The organism is Sinorhizobium sp. FG01, from assembly GCF_002531875.1.
GTDB lineage: Bacteria > Pseudomonadota > Alphaproteobacteria > Rhizobiales > Rhizobiaceae > Sinorhizobium > Sinorhizobium fredii_C.
The window spans coordinates 39131-52243 of sequence record NZ_NWTB01000010.1; the positions used below are offsets into that span (position 1 = coordinate 39131).

The 13113-nt window shown below is 64.1% G+C and carries 12 protein-coding genes; 8 read left to right on the forward strand and 4 right to left on the reverse strand.

Features of this window, described 5'->3' with window-relative positions:
- The first annotated feature begins 22 nt into the window (after positions 1-22).
- Positions 23-487 (forward strand): Lrp/AsnC ligand binding domain-containing protein, encoded by a 465-nt coding sequence (locus CO656_RS17750; RefSeq protein ID WP_037388644.1) that lies wholly within the window; start codon positions 23-25, stop codon positions 485-487.
- An 18-nt stretch (positions 488-505) separates the two neighbouring features.
- On the opposite strand, the gene CO656_RS17755 is transcribed toward CO656_RS17750, so the two are convergent.
- Entirely contained in the window at positions 506-1552 is a 1047-nt protein-coding gene (locus tag CO656_RS17755) for an NAD(P)-dependent alcohol dehydrogenase (RefSeq protein WP_097526598.1), read from the reverse strand.
- Between the two features lie 220 nt (positions 1553-1772).
- On the opposite strand from CO656_RS17755, the gene CO656_RS17760 reads away from it, so the two are divergent.
- Entirely contained in the window at positions 1773-2714 is a 942-nt protein-coding gene (locus CO656_RS17760) for an AraC family transcriptional regulator (RefSeq protein ID WP_097526599.1), read from the forward strand.
- 7 nt (positions 2715-2721) lie between these two features.
- On the opposite strand, the gene CO656_RS17765 is transcribed toward CO656_RS17760, so the two are convergent.
- Positions 2722-5649, reverse strand: coding sequence for an aminotransferase (locus tag CO656_RS17765; RefSeq protein ID WP_097526600.1), 2928 nt, complete (start codon positions 5647-5649; stop codon positions 2722-2724).
- 29 nt (positions 5650-5678) lie between these two features.
- Positions 5679-6422 (reverse strand): histidine utilization repressor, encoded by a 744-nt coding sequence (gene hutC, locus CO656_RS17770; protein WP_037419879.1) that lies wholly within the window; start codon positions 6420-6422, stop codon positions 5679-5681.
- A gap of 131 nt (positions 6423-6553) precedes the next feature.
- Here hutC and hutF point away from each other — a divergent pair, with 131 nt between their 5' ends.
- The 6 genes from hutF (at position 6554) to CO656_RS17800 (ending at position 12860) form a co-directional block, all read left to right on the forward strand.
- Positions 6554-7927: a formimidoylglutamate deiminase gene (gene hutF, locus CO656_RS17775; protein ID WP_097526601.1), complete on the forward strand. Its 1374-nt coding sequence runs from the start codon at positions 6554-6556 to the stop codon at positions 7925-7927.
- 34 nt (positions 7928-7961) lie between these two features.
- Positions 7962-8996: an ABC transporter substrate-binding protein gene (locus CO656_RS17780; protein ID WP_097526710.1), complete on the forward strand. Its 1035-nt coding sequence runs from the start codon at positions 7962-7964 to the stop codon at positions 8994-8996.
- 134 nt (positions 8997-9130) lie between these two features.
- Positions 9131-9988, forward strand: a complete 858-nt coding sequence (locus CO656_RS17785) for a proline/glycine betaine ABC transporter permease (protein ID WP_097526602.1) — start codon at positions 9131-9133, stop codon at positions 9986-9988.
- Positions 9981-10808, forward strand: coding sequence for a betaine/proline/choline family ABC transporter ATP-binding protein (locus tag CO656_RS17790; protein ID WP_097526603.1), 828 nt, complete (start codon positions 9981-9983; stop codon positions 10806-10808). The genes CO656_RS17785 and CO656_RS17790 overlap by 8 nt, the downstream gene beginning before the upstream one ends.
- The gene (gene hutH, locus CO656_RS17795) at positions 10801-12288 is read left to right on the forward strand and encodes a histidine ammonia-lyase (RefSeq protein ID WP_097526604.1); all 1488 of its coding nucleotides are present in this window, start codon (positions 10801-10803) and stop codon (positions 12286-12288) included. The genes CO656_RS17790 and hutH overlap by 8 nt, the downstream gene beginning before the upstream one ends.
- Positions 12285-12860: a HutD family protein gene (locus CO656_RS17800; RefSeq protein WP_037419888.1), complete on the forward strand. Its 576-nt coding sequence runs from the start codon at positions 12285-12287 to the stop codon at positions 12858-12860. The genes hutH and CO656_RS17800 overlap by 4 nt, the downstream gene beginning before the upstream one ends.
- Here the strand turns inward: CO656_RS17800 and CO656_RS17805 are convergent.
- Positions 12857-13105 (reverse strand): hypothetical protein, encoded by a 249-nt coding sequence (locus tag CO656_RS17805; RefSeq protein ID WP_037419891.1) that lies wholly within the window; start codon positions 13103-13105, stop codon positions 12857-12859. The genes CO656_RS17800 and CO656_RS17805 overlap by 4 nt on opposite strands.
- Between the last annotated feature and the right edge of the window lie 8 nt (positions 13106-13113).

Genomic DNA, 13113 nt, shown 5'->3' on the forward strand with positions numbered 1-13113 from the left:
AGATCGGAGCAGGGGCAGGCAGATGCACCAGATCGACAAGACCGATCGCCGGATCCTCAATATCCTGCAGGCCGACGGGCGGATCACCAATCTCGAACTGGCGGACCGCATCGGCCTCTCGCCGACCGCGACGAGCGAGCGGCTGCGGCGGCTTCTGAAAGAGGGCTACGTATCCGGCTTCGGGGCGCGCCTCGATCCGCACAAGCTCGGTTTCGGGCTGCTGGTCTTCATCGAAGTGATGCTCGACAAGACGACGCCGGAGGTCTTCGACCAGTTCGCCGCCGCCATCAAGCAGGCGCCTGCGGTGCTCGAATGTCACATGGTCGCCGGCGGCTTCGACTACCTCGTCAAGACCCGTTTCGAGGATATGACCGCCTACCGCAATTTCCTCGGCCAGGTGCTTTGGACGCTGCCGGGCGTCAAGGAGACCCGCACCTATGCGGTGATGGAGGAAATCAAGAACGACGGGCCGCTGCCGCTCGTTTGACGGCAGCGGCTCGTCAGATCATGCCTTGATCGAAGCCATGTCGATTACGAAGCGATAGCGCACGTCGCTCTTCAGCACCCTCTCATAGGCGGCGTTGACCTCCTCCATCCGGATCGTCTCGATCTCCGAGACGATGCCGTGCTCGCCGCAGAAATCCAGCATCTCCTGGGTTTCCTTGATCGAGCCGATCATCGAGCCCGAAATGCTGCGCCGCGCCGGCACCAGCGAGAAGGCATGAACCGGCACCGGCTTCTCGGGAATGCCCACGACCACGAAATCGCCGTCGACCTTCAAGAGGTTGAGATAGGCGTTCCAGTCGATCTCGGTGCCCACGGTGCAGATGATCAGATCGAAGCTTCCGGCCAGTTTCTCGAAGGTCTGCGGATCGTTCGTTGCATAATAGTGGTCGGCTCCGAGTTTCAGCCCGTCTTCCTTCTTGGACAATGTCTGGCTGAGGACGGTGACCTCTGCACCCATCGCATGGGCGAGCTTGACGCCCATGTGGCCGAGACCGCCCATGCCGACGATCGCCACCTTCTTTCCAGGCCCCGCCTTCCAGTGGCGGAGCGGCGAATAGAGCGTGATGCCGGCGCAGAGCAGCGGCGCGGCCGCATCAAGCGGCAGGTTCTCGGGGATCGAGAGGACATAGCCCTCCTTGACGACGATGTGATCGGAATAGCCGCCCTGGGTCGGGGTCTTCCCATCGGCCTCGACCCCGTTATAGGTCACGACCAGGCCGGGCATGTAATGTTCGAGATCGGGATCGCGGGTGGCGCAGGTCGTGCAGGAATCGACGAAGCAGCCGACGCCGACCCGGTCGCCGCGCTTGAACTTGGTGACCTTGGAGCCGACGGCCCGAACGATGCCGACGATTTCGTGGCCGGGCACCATGGGAAAGGTCGAGTTCCCCCATTCATTGCGGGCCTGGTGGATGTCGGAGTGGCAGACGCCGCAATACTGGATGTCGATGACGACGTCGTCGTCGCGCGGTTCGCGACGTTCGAAGGTGAAAGGGGCGAGCGGCTTCGATGCGTCCGTTGCCGCATATCCTCTTGCGATGGCCATGGGGTCTTTCCTTCATGTCTGGGAATAGCGCGCCGCGCGGAGGCATGGACCTCGGGCGGCAAGGCGGACTATGCTGTTCCTGGGCGGCACTGCGTTAGTGCGATCCTGCAAAGTTTTTGCACAATCCTGCAAGAATGAAAGAACGGCCGTTGCGCCGCAACGTCCTCCTCCTATCTGTGCCCCATCTCATAAGCCCCAAGCACCGGAAAGAATATAGAAGATGTCAGAACTGCAACGGACGCCGCGCCAGGAGATGATCGACATCATTGCCCGGATTGCCGCGGTGGACGGCGACCACCCGACGATCATTCCGGGCCTCAGCATTCACCGGCATTCGAGCTCCGCCAAGCCGAATTGTGCCGCCTACAAGCCGAGTCTCGCAATCATCGTCCAGGGCGCCAAACGCGTCCTGCTCGGCGGGGAGCTGTTCGTCTATGGCGCATCGGACTATCTGCTGACGTCGATCGACCTGCCGGTCCTGTCGCAAATTTCCTTGGCTTCCAACGACGAGCCCTATCTCAGCATGAATTTTCAGATCGATACGGCGAAGATTCCAGCGCTTATCGACAGGGTCGGCGATCAGACGGCAAGGTCACCCGCGTCGCCGCGCGGCATGACGGTTAACAAGCTTACGGCGGACCTGGAAGACGCGGCACTGCGACTGCTGCGGCTCCTCGATCGCCCCGCCGAGATGCCCATCCTGTTGCCGCTTATCGAACAGGAAATCCTCTATCGGCTGCTGATTGGGCCACATGGTGCCAGGCTGCGGCAGATGACGACCGCTGAAAGCCAGCCACACCAGATCGGCCGCGCCGTCGCCTGGCTGAAGGAGCACTACTCCCACCCGCTCCGCATCGACGATCTGGCAAACCGGGTCAGCATGAGCGTCTCCTCGCTGCATCATCATTTCAAGGCGATCACGGCGATGAGCCCGCTGCAATACCAGAAGCAGCTCCGCCTGCAGGAAGCACGCCGGCTGATGCTGGAGGAGCGCCTCGACGCGGGCGACGCCGGTCATCAGGTTGGTTACGACAGCCAGTCGCAGTTCAGCCGCGAATATGCGCGCCACTTCGGTGAGCCGCCGATGCGCGACATCGGCCGCGTTCGCCGAAGCCTCGTCGATCTTTTGACCGGTGAGCCGGAGATGCTGAGCGAGGGGTAGTCGGGCTCTACCACCCCTCCTCCAGCACCTTTGCCAGCATGGCGGCGAAGAAATCGGCGCTCTCGCGGCTGAGGCAGAGCGGCGGCTTGATTTTCAAGACGTTGAGATGGTCGCCGGTCGGCTGCATGATGACGCCGAGCTCCAGGAGACGGTCGCAGATCGCCGCCGTCTCCTCCGTCGCCGGCTCCAGGGTCTCGCGGTCGCGGACGAATTCCACGCCGAGATAGAGCCCCATGCCGTGCACCGCACCGACGATCGGGATTAGCTCACCGAGCGCTTGCAGCCGCTCCTTGAGATGATCACCCACCGCGCGGGCGTTCTCCTGCAGCGCCTCGTCATGCAGGATGTCGAGGACGGTCAGCCCGACGACGGAGCTCACCGGGCTGCCGCCGGCGGAAGAGAAGAAATAGCCTTCCTTCTCGAGCGCCTCGGCGATTTCGCGGCGGGTGATCACCGCTCCGAGCGGGTGGCCATTGCCCATGCCCTTGGCGACGGAGATGATATCCGGCACGACGCCCTGTTCCTCGAAACCCCAGAAATAGTGACCGAGCCGGCCATAGCCGACCTGTACCTCGTCCGCGATGCACACACCGCCACGCGCCCTGACCATCCGATAGACGGCCTCGAGATAACCGGGCGGCAGCGGAATGCCGCCGGCATTGCCGTAGACCGCTTCGCAGATGAACCCGGCGAGGCCCCCGCCGTTCTCATCCAGTTCCTCAAGCTTTGCCGCGACCGCCCCGACATAGTCGCCGGTCGAGCTTTCGCCGCGATACGGCCCGCGATAGGTATTCGGCGAGACGACCGGGTGCACCCACTGGGGCCGGGTTGTCAGAGCCTGCGGATTGTCGGCGATGGAGGTCGAGACGGCGTCGCTGGCGACCGTCCAGCCATGATAGGCCTCCAGCAGCGAGACCACGCTGCGCGCGCCGGAATAGGCCCAGGCGAGGCGGATGGCGAGGTCGTTCGCTTCCGAGCCGCTGTTGACGAGAAAGACCGTGTCGAGGCCTTCCGGTGCAAGAGCCGCAAGCCGCTCGGAAAACTCGGCGACGGCCGCGTAGTGGAAGCGGGAATTGGTGTTAAGCAGCGACCATTGCCGTCCAACCGCAGCCGAGAGGCGCGGATGGCCGTGCCCGACAATGGTGACGTTGTTGACCATGTCGAGATAGGCCCGCCCCTCGACGTCGAAGAGATGCTCCTTCCAGCCACGCTCGATCTGCGGGGGCTTGCGGTAATAGTTCTTCTGCGGCCGCGCGAAATGGCGCTGCCGTCGATCGAGCAGCGCCGCCGCTTGCGGTGGCGGCGCATCGCAATCGAAACCGAGGATTGGCCCCGGCGACGGAGAGAGCCTCCGCCAGGCTTCCGCCTGATGCGGGACCGCAAAAGGCGGCGGGTCGATTTCCGCGGCGGTGCAAAGCTGCACGCGCATGAAGCCGAGCGCTGAAGCGTCGCCGGGGACCGTGCCGATCCGGTCCCCTGCCTCGACGCTCCCATCTTCAAGTCTTGCCGGCTCGATCCCCAGCAGATGGAGGTGGAGGCCCTGCGTCGAAAGAATCAGCCTGCCGCGGCGCTGGTGCAGCTGCCCGGCAAAGGGCGCGTGAACTGCGGTCTGCCCGTGCAGGCAGAGGTCGACATGGAGGGCGAGCGTCTGGGGAGGCTTGGCCTGGAGAAGGCGCGTTTCGGTCAGGCGGAATTCGCCGTAGCGGGTCGCGGCAGCCCCGGCGGCCCGCGCCGCCGACTGCAGGAGCAGCGCCTCGGTATCCTCGTAGTGCCAGCGGTCGGCGGGCAGATGCGGTCCGAGCAGCGACAGGTCGACGATACCGACCCGGTGAGGATCGACGTCCGGCATCAGGCGGCCACTCTCCGGGAGGACGGGCGACGCATCCTCCTTGCCGATCGCCTGATGAATGGCATGATCCATAAGCTCGAAGGGAACGGAGACGGCGACATCGAAGATTTCGCGCTCATGTGCGGCATTGCCCTGGACATATGCGTTGTCCGGCTCGATCTCGAGCTGCCGTGCCGAGCTTGCAACGAGAATGCCGGCGCGCGCGACGATCAGCGGCCAGAGTGCCTTGATTTCGGCCTCGGTCAGCGGGCAGACGGCATGGAACGCCTTGACCGCCGGCAGGATGCGGAAAGGATCGCCGTCGACATGGTGAAGCAGCGACGCACAGGTGACCGCGAGCTCCGCCACCAGCCAGCCTTGGAGCACGTCGCCGAAATCGATGACGCCCTCGGGCACCAGGCGGCCGCCCTTCTCCGCCCGGCTCACGACATTGTCGTCGGTGACATCCTGATGGATCGCCCTGAGGCGCAGCTCCGGCATCAGCGGCTGAACGCGGCGCATCGCCCCCACCATCGCCTCGGCGATGCGCTTGCGCAAATCGACATCGGTCATCGCCGAAAGCAGCTGAAGCGCCACTGGACCGGCTCGCCGGAGATCCCATTGCAGTTGCCGGACGAGCCCCGGATGGTCGAAGTCCGCGAGTGCCGCGGCGAGCCGACCGGCGAGGTCGCCAAGGGCCGATACCGTTTCTGCCGACAGGTGCTTGCGGCGCGTCAGCGGGGTTCCCGCGAGGTAGGTCAGCAGCCGGAACTGGTAGGTGACGTCGCGCACGGCGGCACTGACGATCTCTTCGCCATCGCGCGCCGGAACGACCCGCGGCACCATCGGCGCATTGGCCTTGGCGCCCACATGGCGCAACGCCGCGTTTTGCGCCTCGAGTTCGACGCGCTCGTATTCCGCCCTCGCAATCTTCAGCACGAAGCGGCCTTCGCCCGTATTGACACGGTAGTTGCGGTCCTGCTGGCTGCCGAGTTCGGTAAGATCCCCGGAGACGCCGTAATGTTCGAGCAGGATCGCCTTTGCCTCATCCGCCGACACGTCGGGCCTTGCGAGCTCGGTGCGGCGCTTCAGCGAGTCCTCTTCCATCGTTCCGCTCCCGTTCGTCTCAAGGCTTCTTACGATGAAACGCCTTCGAGGCGATAGCGCGTACCGGGATAGATGAGCCGCGCGACCGTGACATTCCGGTTTTCCGACCAGGTCCGGCGGCGGATCATCAGGCAGGGTTCGTTGCGGCCGATCGAAAGCAGCTTGCATTCCCAGGGCTGCGGTAACACCGCCTCGACGACCTGTTCGGTGCGGGTGATCGGCGCAACCAGCGTCAGGTAGGCGTTCGGCGTCGTGCTCACGAAATCCTGCTTAAGATAGTCGGGGCAGATCACCGGATTGACGAAACGATCCTCGAGTTGGATCGGCATGCCGTTTTCCGCGTGAACGATGATCGAGTGGAAGACCCGTGCCCCGGTCGAGAGCCCCAGCGCACCGGCAATGTCGGGGTTTGCCGATATCTCTTCGAGACGATCGATGCGAGAGCTGTGACGGTGACCCCGCTCGCGAATCTCATCGGCGATGTTGCGGACTTCGAGCAGCGCGGTGCTGCCCTTGTGAGGCGCGACGAAGGACCCGACACCTTGCACCCGGGTGATGGCGCCCTCGCTTGCCAGCTCGCGCAAGGCGCGGTTCGCGGTCATCCGGCTGACCCCGAGATCGGCAACAATGTCGTTTTCGGAGGGGATGCGATGATGCTCCGGCCACTCCCCGCTTTCGATGCGGCTGCGGATGAACTGCTTCACCGCCTCATAGCGCGGGATGGGTCCATCCTCGAAGGCGGATGCGTCGCTTTTGCGCTCCATTGACGGCATAGTATGCTCCGTTCGTCGATGCCGGACCGACATGCGACCGGCGACCACGGATTGTTTTCGACGATTTTTAGGTTGCGCGCCACCAGAAAATATCTATAGTTCCATATACAACCACGTACAGGGAGAAAGCGATGTCTGCCTTTTCCGCTCACCGGCTCTTTGCCGAGCAGGCGCTTCTGTCGACCGGTTGGGCGGAGAACGTGGTCATTTCCCTAGACAGTGACGGATGCATTGCCGCCGTCGAAACGGCCCGGGCGCCGGCAGCGGGCGACGAACGCATCGCCGGCCCCCTTGTCCCGGCCATGTCGAACCTGCATTCCCATGCCTTTCAGCGCGCCATGGCCGGCCTTGCCGAAGTGGCCGGTAGCGGCGACGACAGCTTCTGGACATGGCGCGAGACAATGTACCACACCGTCGGCCTTGTCGATCCGGACGATGTCGAGGCGATCGCCGCGAAGCTCTATGTGGAGATGCTGAAGGGTGGCTTCGGCCGAGTGGTCGAATTCCACTATCTTCATCACCAGGCGGACGGCACCTCCTATGCCGATCCGGCGGAAATGTCGCTGCGCATCCTGAACGCCGCCCGTACGACCGGCATCGGACTCACGCACCTGCCGGTTTTCTACGCGCATGCCAACTTCGGCGGCATGGAGCCCAATCCGGGCCAGCGCCCTTTCCTTCACGATCCGGATCGCTTTCTTGCCCTGCTCGAACGGCTGGTTCCGGCGAGCGCCGAGGCCGGCGCCGAGCTCGGCTATGCCATCCATTCCCTGCGCGCCGCCACGCCCCAAGAGATGCGAGAGATCCTCGGGTCGGCACCGGTTTCCGGACCGATCCACATCCACGTCGCGGAGCAGACCCGCGAGGTCGAGGATTGCCTCGCCTGGAGCGGCCGTCGCCCAGTCGAATGGCTGCTCGACGAAATGCCGGTCGACGAGCGCTGGTGCGCCATTCATGCGACGCATATGACGCCGGAGGAAACCGAGCGGCTGGCGAAATCGGGAGCGGTTGCCGGTCTCTGCCCGGCGACCGAGGCCAATCTCGGCGACGGCATCTTTCCCGCCACCGATTTCCTTGCCGCCGGAGGACGTCTCGGCATCGGCACCGACAGCCATGTGGCGACCAGCGTCGCGGAAGAGCTCCGGCTTCTCGAATACGGCCAGCGGCTGCGCGACCGCAGGCGCAACCGGCTCGCCGCTCCCGGCGCCTCGGTCGGCAGGACGATCTTCGACGCCGCACTCGCCGGCGGTGCCCGGGCGGCCGGTCTCGGTACGGCGGGCATTCAGGTCGGCGCGCGGGCGGACCTCGTCGTGCTCGATGGCGCCAATCCCTATATCGCCGCGGCAAGCGGCAATCAGTTTCTCGACCGCTGGCTTTTTGCGCTCGGCGGCGAGACGGTCCGCGACGTCATGGTCGCCGGCCAATGGAAGATCCGCAATGGACACCATGACCGGGAGGAAGACATCGACCGCGCCTTCGCGCGGGTTCTCACCAAGCTGAAATAGCAATCCAGTCGACGATCAAAAAAGGGGAATGCGCATGTCGATCAGCACTATGAAACTCACCTTCGCCGCCGCCGGCCTGATGCTTGCGGCTTCTGCGAGCGCGGCCAACGCCTCTTATTGCAGCGACGGAAAGACCGTGACCTTCGCCGGCATCGATTGGGAAAGCGGCGCCTTCATCACGGAAGTCATGAAGACGATCCTGGCTAAGGGCTACGATTGCCAGGTGGATTCCATACCCGGCAATTCCGTCACGCTCGAGCAGGCGACCGCCAACAATGACGTACAGATTTTTGCCGAGGAATGGCTCGGCCGCTCCGACGTCTGGAACAAGGCGGTCGAAGAAAAGAAGGTGGTTGCTGTCGGCAAGACCTTCGTCGGTGCCAGCGAAGGCTGGTTCGTGCCGGACTATGTCGTCCACGGCGATCCCGCTCGCAACATCGAAGCCAAGGCGCCGGATCTCAAGAGCGTCTCTCAGCTTTCCGACCCTAAGGTCGTCGAAGTGTTTGCCGATCCGGAGGAGCCGTCCAAGGGGCGCTTCCTGAATTGCCCCTCCGGCTGGACCTGCGAGGGCGTCAGCACTGCCAAGCTCGAAGCCTACAAGCTCGGCGAGGCCTATGTGAACTTCCGGCCCGGCACCGGCACGGCGCTCGATTCGGCGATCACCTCCGCCTATCTCCAGGGCGAGCCGATCCTCTTCTACTACTGGTCGCCGACGGCCATCATGGGCAAATTCAAGCTCGTCCAGCTGGAAGAGCCGGCATACAACGAGGCCTGCTGGAAGGAACTGAGCAGCGCCAACGGCAAGCGCGATCAGGGCTGCGCCTTCCCTTCCGTCGAGGTCGCCTATGGCGTGAACAGCACCTTCGCTTCGGAGGCTCCGGAGATCATCGCGATTCTCGAAAAGGCGACCTTCCCGCTCGAAGCGGTCAACGGCAGCCTTGCCTATATGGCCGACAACAAGGTCGACGCCGCCGCTGCCGCCGCGGAATTCCTCAAGACCAAGGCCGACGTCTGGGGCAAATGGGTTTCCGAAGAGGCCCGCGGCAAGATCGAAGCGAGCCTCAAATAAGACGAGCTCAATTCCGTCTGCGTTCGCCGCGCCTTATCCTTCCACCACGGTAAGGCGCGGCGCCCGCAATCTGCCAAGATGCCGCGGACAGGCGGCGATGATCGCCGGCGGCTATCCGAGCAAGGATTTTTCCGATGTTTCCGGACTCTCTCAATCTTTCGATCCGCGCCCCGGTGAACGAGTTCATCCAGGCGCTCGTCACCAACTACGGCTGGGTGTTCAAGGCGATCAGCGGCGTCATCCTGAAGGCCGTGCTGTTCATCGAATGGATCCTGCGTGGCCTGCCCTGGTGGCTGGTGCTTCTGGCCTTCATGGCGCTTGCCTGGCAGAGTTCGAAGCGCTGGACGCTGACGCTTGCCGTCGGTGCCCTGCTTCTCGCCGTCGGCGTGCTCGGCCTCTGGGACCTGACGATGCAGACATTGGCCCTGATGCTGATGGCAACCATCGTCTCGGTGGTAGTTGGCGTGCCGATCGGCATCCTGGTCGCCAAGAGCCGCGTCGTGCGCAACGTCACCCTGCCGGTCCTCGACGTCATGCAGACAATGCCGAGCTTCGTCTACCTAATCCCGGCGCTGATGCTCTTCGGTCTCGGCAAGGTGCCGGCGATCCTCGCCACCATCATCTATGCGGTGCCGCCGCTGATCCGCCTGACCGATCTCGGCATCCGCCAGGTCGACGGCGAGGTTGTCGAAGCGGCAACCGCCTTCGGCGGCAGTCCGACGCAGATCCTCTTCGGCGTCGAGCTGCCGCTCGCCACTCCGACCATCATGGCCGGCCTCAACCAGACGATCATGATGGCTCTGTCGATGGTCGTCGTCGCCTCGATGATCGGCGCGCGCGGTCTCGGCGAGCAGGTGCTGAACGGCATCCAGACGCTCGACGTCGGCAAGGGGCTCGAGGCCGGCATCGGCATCGTTATTCTCGCAATCGTGCTCGACCGCATCACGCAGGGCTTCGGCAAGCCCCGGACGGAGGACGCCCGCAATGGCTGATATCGATATCCGCAACGTCTACAAAATCTTCGGGCACGACGCGAAGGCGGCGCTCGCCATGGCCAAGGATGGCCTCGACAAGGCCGATATTCTTGCCCGCTCCGGCTGCAGCGTCGGCCTCAACGATGTCAGCCTCAAGATCGGCGCCGGCAAGATTTTCGTGATTATGGGGCTTTCCGGGTCGGGCAAGTCGACCTTGGTGCGTCATATCAACCGGCTGATCGAGCCGACGAGCGGCAAGGTCGTGTTCGACGGCAGCAATATCCTCGATCTCGACGCAAAGGCGCTGCGTGCCTTCCGCATGCGGCGCGTCAGCATGGTGTTCCAGAGCTTCGCGCTGATGCCGCACCGGACCGTGCTGCAGAATGTCGTCTACGGCCAGCGCGTACGCGGCCTGTCGAAAGCCGATGCCCGCGAAATCGGCATGAAATGGATCGAGACCGTCGGCCTGTCAGGCTATGACGCGAAGTTCCCGCACCAGCTCTCGGGCGGCATGAAGCAACGCGTCGGTCTCGCGCGGGCGCTGGCCGCGGATACCGACGTGATCCTGATGGACGAGGCTTTCAGCGCCCTCGATCCGCTGATCCGCGCCGATATGCAGGATCAGTTGCTGCAACTGCAGCAGAACCTTGCAAAAACCATCGTCTTCATCACTCACGATCTCGACGAGGCCCTGCGCATCGGATCCGAGATCGCGATCTTGAAAGACGGTCAGGTCGTGCAGGTCGGCTCGCCCAGTGATATTCTCGATAATCCGGCAAACGACTATGTCGCGCGCTTCGTCCAGCGCCGGCAGGGAAGACCCGAGAAGCATGACTGAGACGATCCTCATCGATGGACCGCTGACATGGCGCGAGATCGCCGTCATCGCCGGTGGCGTTCGCCTTGCCTTGTCCGAGCGGACGCGTCAGCGGATCGTCGATGCCCGCCGGATCGTCGATGCGCTGGTCGAGCGCGGCATCCGCGGTTACGGTATCAATACCGGCGTCGGTGCGCTTTGCGATGTCGTCATCAGTCGCGAGAACCAAGAGGCTCTGTCGCGCAACATCATTCTAAGCCACGCCTGCGGCGTCGGCGAACCTCTCGGGCGGGCCGAAGCCCGTGCCGTGATGGCAGCGCAGATCGCCAATTTCTCGCATGGCTACTCCGGCGTTCGGATCGAGACCGTCGAGGCGCTGATCGCCCTTCTGAATGCGGATATCATTCCGCTCATCCCCTCGCGCGGTTCGGTCGGTTATCTCACCCACGCTGCCGCGATCGGGCTCGTTCTGATCGGTCATGGCGCGGCCGCGCACGGGGCCGAAACGCTCAGCGGCATGGAGGCGCTCGCTCGGGTGGGGCTGGAGCCCTTGCGGCTCGAAGCAAAGGAGGGTCTCAGCCTCGTCAACGGCACGCCTTGCGCCACCGGGCAGGCTGCGCTGGCGCTGGCCCGCACGGAACGGCTCTTCGGCTGGGCCGACGCGGCCGCGGCGCTGACCTATGAAAATCTCGGCAGCCAGGCGGAGCCGTTTGCCGAGGCACCACTGACACTGCGCCAATCGCCAGGTCTCCAGGCGGTAGGCAAGACCTTGCGTCGCTGGCTCGCGGAAAGCCCGATGCTTGCCGAGACAGCGGGCAGCCGCACGCAGGATCCGTTAAGTCTGAGAGCCGTGCCGCAGGTGCATGGCGCGGCGCGCGACGCCTTCTACCAGGTAGCCGAGATCGTCGACCGGGAACTAGCAAGCGTTACCGACAATCCGGCCGTGTTCGGTTCGCCCGAGGCACCCCAGGTCCACTCACAGGCGCATGCCGTCGGAGCCGCGCTCGGACTTGCAATGGATACTCTCGCCGTCGCCGTGTCAGAGGTCGCCGCGATTTCGGAGCGCCGCATCGACCGTCTGGTCAATCCGCTGGTGAGCGGCCTTCCGGCGTTTCTTGCCGATGACAGCGGCGTCTCCTCCGGTTTCATGATCGCCCAGTATACCGCCGCGGCCCTCGTCGCCGAGAACCGCCGGCTGGCAGCACCGGCAAGCCTTGACGGCGGTATCACCTCCGCGCTGCAGGAGGATATCCTGACCCATGCGACGCCTGCCGCATGGAAGGTCCTGTCGATCCTCGACAATCTCGAACGGATCGTCGCGATCGAATTGCTGGCCGCCGCCCAGGCCTATGACATGCAGCCCAAGTCGCGCGGCAGGGCACCGCGCACCGATGCTCTTTATGGCCGCATTCGCGGAGCAATCTCAACCTATGCCGACGACCGGCCGATGAACGAGGACTTCGACCGGATGCGCGACCTCATGCGAGGAGTGGCACCATGAAAATCCTGCGCTCAAACGACTACAGGCACATGCCCTGGAAGAACGGCGGCGGCGAGACAATCGAAATCGCCGTGTCGCCGGATCGCGCGCCGCTTTCCGATTTCGACTGGCGCGTCAGCATGGCGACGGTTGCCAATGACGGCCTGTTTTCCAGCTTTCCCGGCATCGACCGGAGCCTTTCCATTCTCGAAGGCGCCGGCATGACACTGTCGATCGAGGGCCGCCCCCCGAAGCTGTTGACGACGGCCGACGCCCCGCTCTCCTTCCCTGCCGATGTCGCGACCTCGGCCAAGCTCACCAATGGCCCGATCACCGACCTGAATGTGATGAGCCGCCGGCAGACACTCAGGCACCGGGTGCGAAAGCTCCATGTCGAGCACTCGCAGCCGATCACCTCCCATGCCCGCGAACTCATCCTTTTCTGCCACCGCGGCAGCGTCGCGCTGTCGACCGAAGGCGTCTCGGCGACGCTGCACGCGCTAGATACGGCAGTGCTGCAGCAGCCGCTCGCCGTCACGCTTTCGGCGGACATCGCCTCGGAAGTCTTTCTTGTCGAGATCAGTTCCGCCTAGAGCACCAAGGCGTAGCGGATTGCACCGAAAAGCAGGAGCAAGGCGCCGAGCGCCATCATTGCCACCCCGTGCCAGTTCCGCGTCAGCCCGAGGAATCGCAGGCTCTGATGTCTTGGCTCCAGCGTCTGGGGGTCATTGTCGAGGGGATGCGGCGGCTCGCTCAGCCGCCTTCGGCCAAGCGCCTCCCAGGTCATGACGAGAACGCCGCATATAAACAGGAATGCACCGGCGAGGACTGGCCACACGCGCTTGC

Coding starts and splice junctions, on each gene's coding strand:
- CO656_RS17750 (WP_037388644.1), top strand. CDS start 23: ATGCACCAGATCGACAAGACCGATCGCCGGATCCTCAATATCCTGCAG.
- CO656_RS17755 (WP_097526598.1), bottom strand. CDS start 1,552: ATGGCCATCGCAAGAGGATATGCGGCAACGGACGCATCGAAGCCGCTC.
- CO656_RS17760 (WP_097526599.1), top strand. CDS start 1,773: ATGTCAGAACTGCAACGGACGCCGCGCCAGGAGATGATCGACATCATT.
- CO656_RS17765 (WP_097526600.1), bottom strand. CDS start 5,649: ATGGAAGAGGACTCGCTGAAGCGCCGCACCGAGCTCGCAAGGCCCGAC.
- hutC (WP_037419879.1), bottom strand. CDS start 6,422: ATGCCGTCAATGGAGCGCAAAAGCGACGCATCCGCCTTCGAGGATGGA.
- hutF (WP_097526601.1), top strand. CDS start 6,554: ATGTCTGCCTTTTCCGCTCACCGGCTCTTTGCCGAGCAGGCGCTTCTG.
- CO656_RS17780 (WP_097526710.1), top strand. CDS start 7,962: ATGTCGATCAGCACTATGAAACTCACCTTCGCCGCCGCCGGCCTGATG.
- CO656_RS17785 (WP_097526602.1), top strand. CDS start 9,131: ATGTTTCCGGACTCTCTCAATCTTTCGATCCGCGCCCCGGTGAACGAG.
- CO656_RS17790 (WP_097526603.1), top strand. CDS start 9,981: ATGGCTGATATCGATATCCGCAACGTCTACAAAATCTTCGGGCACGAC.
- hutH (WP_097526604.1), top strand. CDS start 10,801: ATGACTGAGACGATCCTCATCGATGGACCGCTGACATGGCGCGAGATC.
- CO656_RS17800 (WP_037419888.1), top strand. CDS start 12,285: ATGAAAATCCTGCGCTCAAACGACTACAGGCACATGCCCTGGAAGAAC.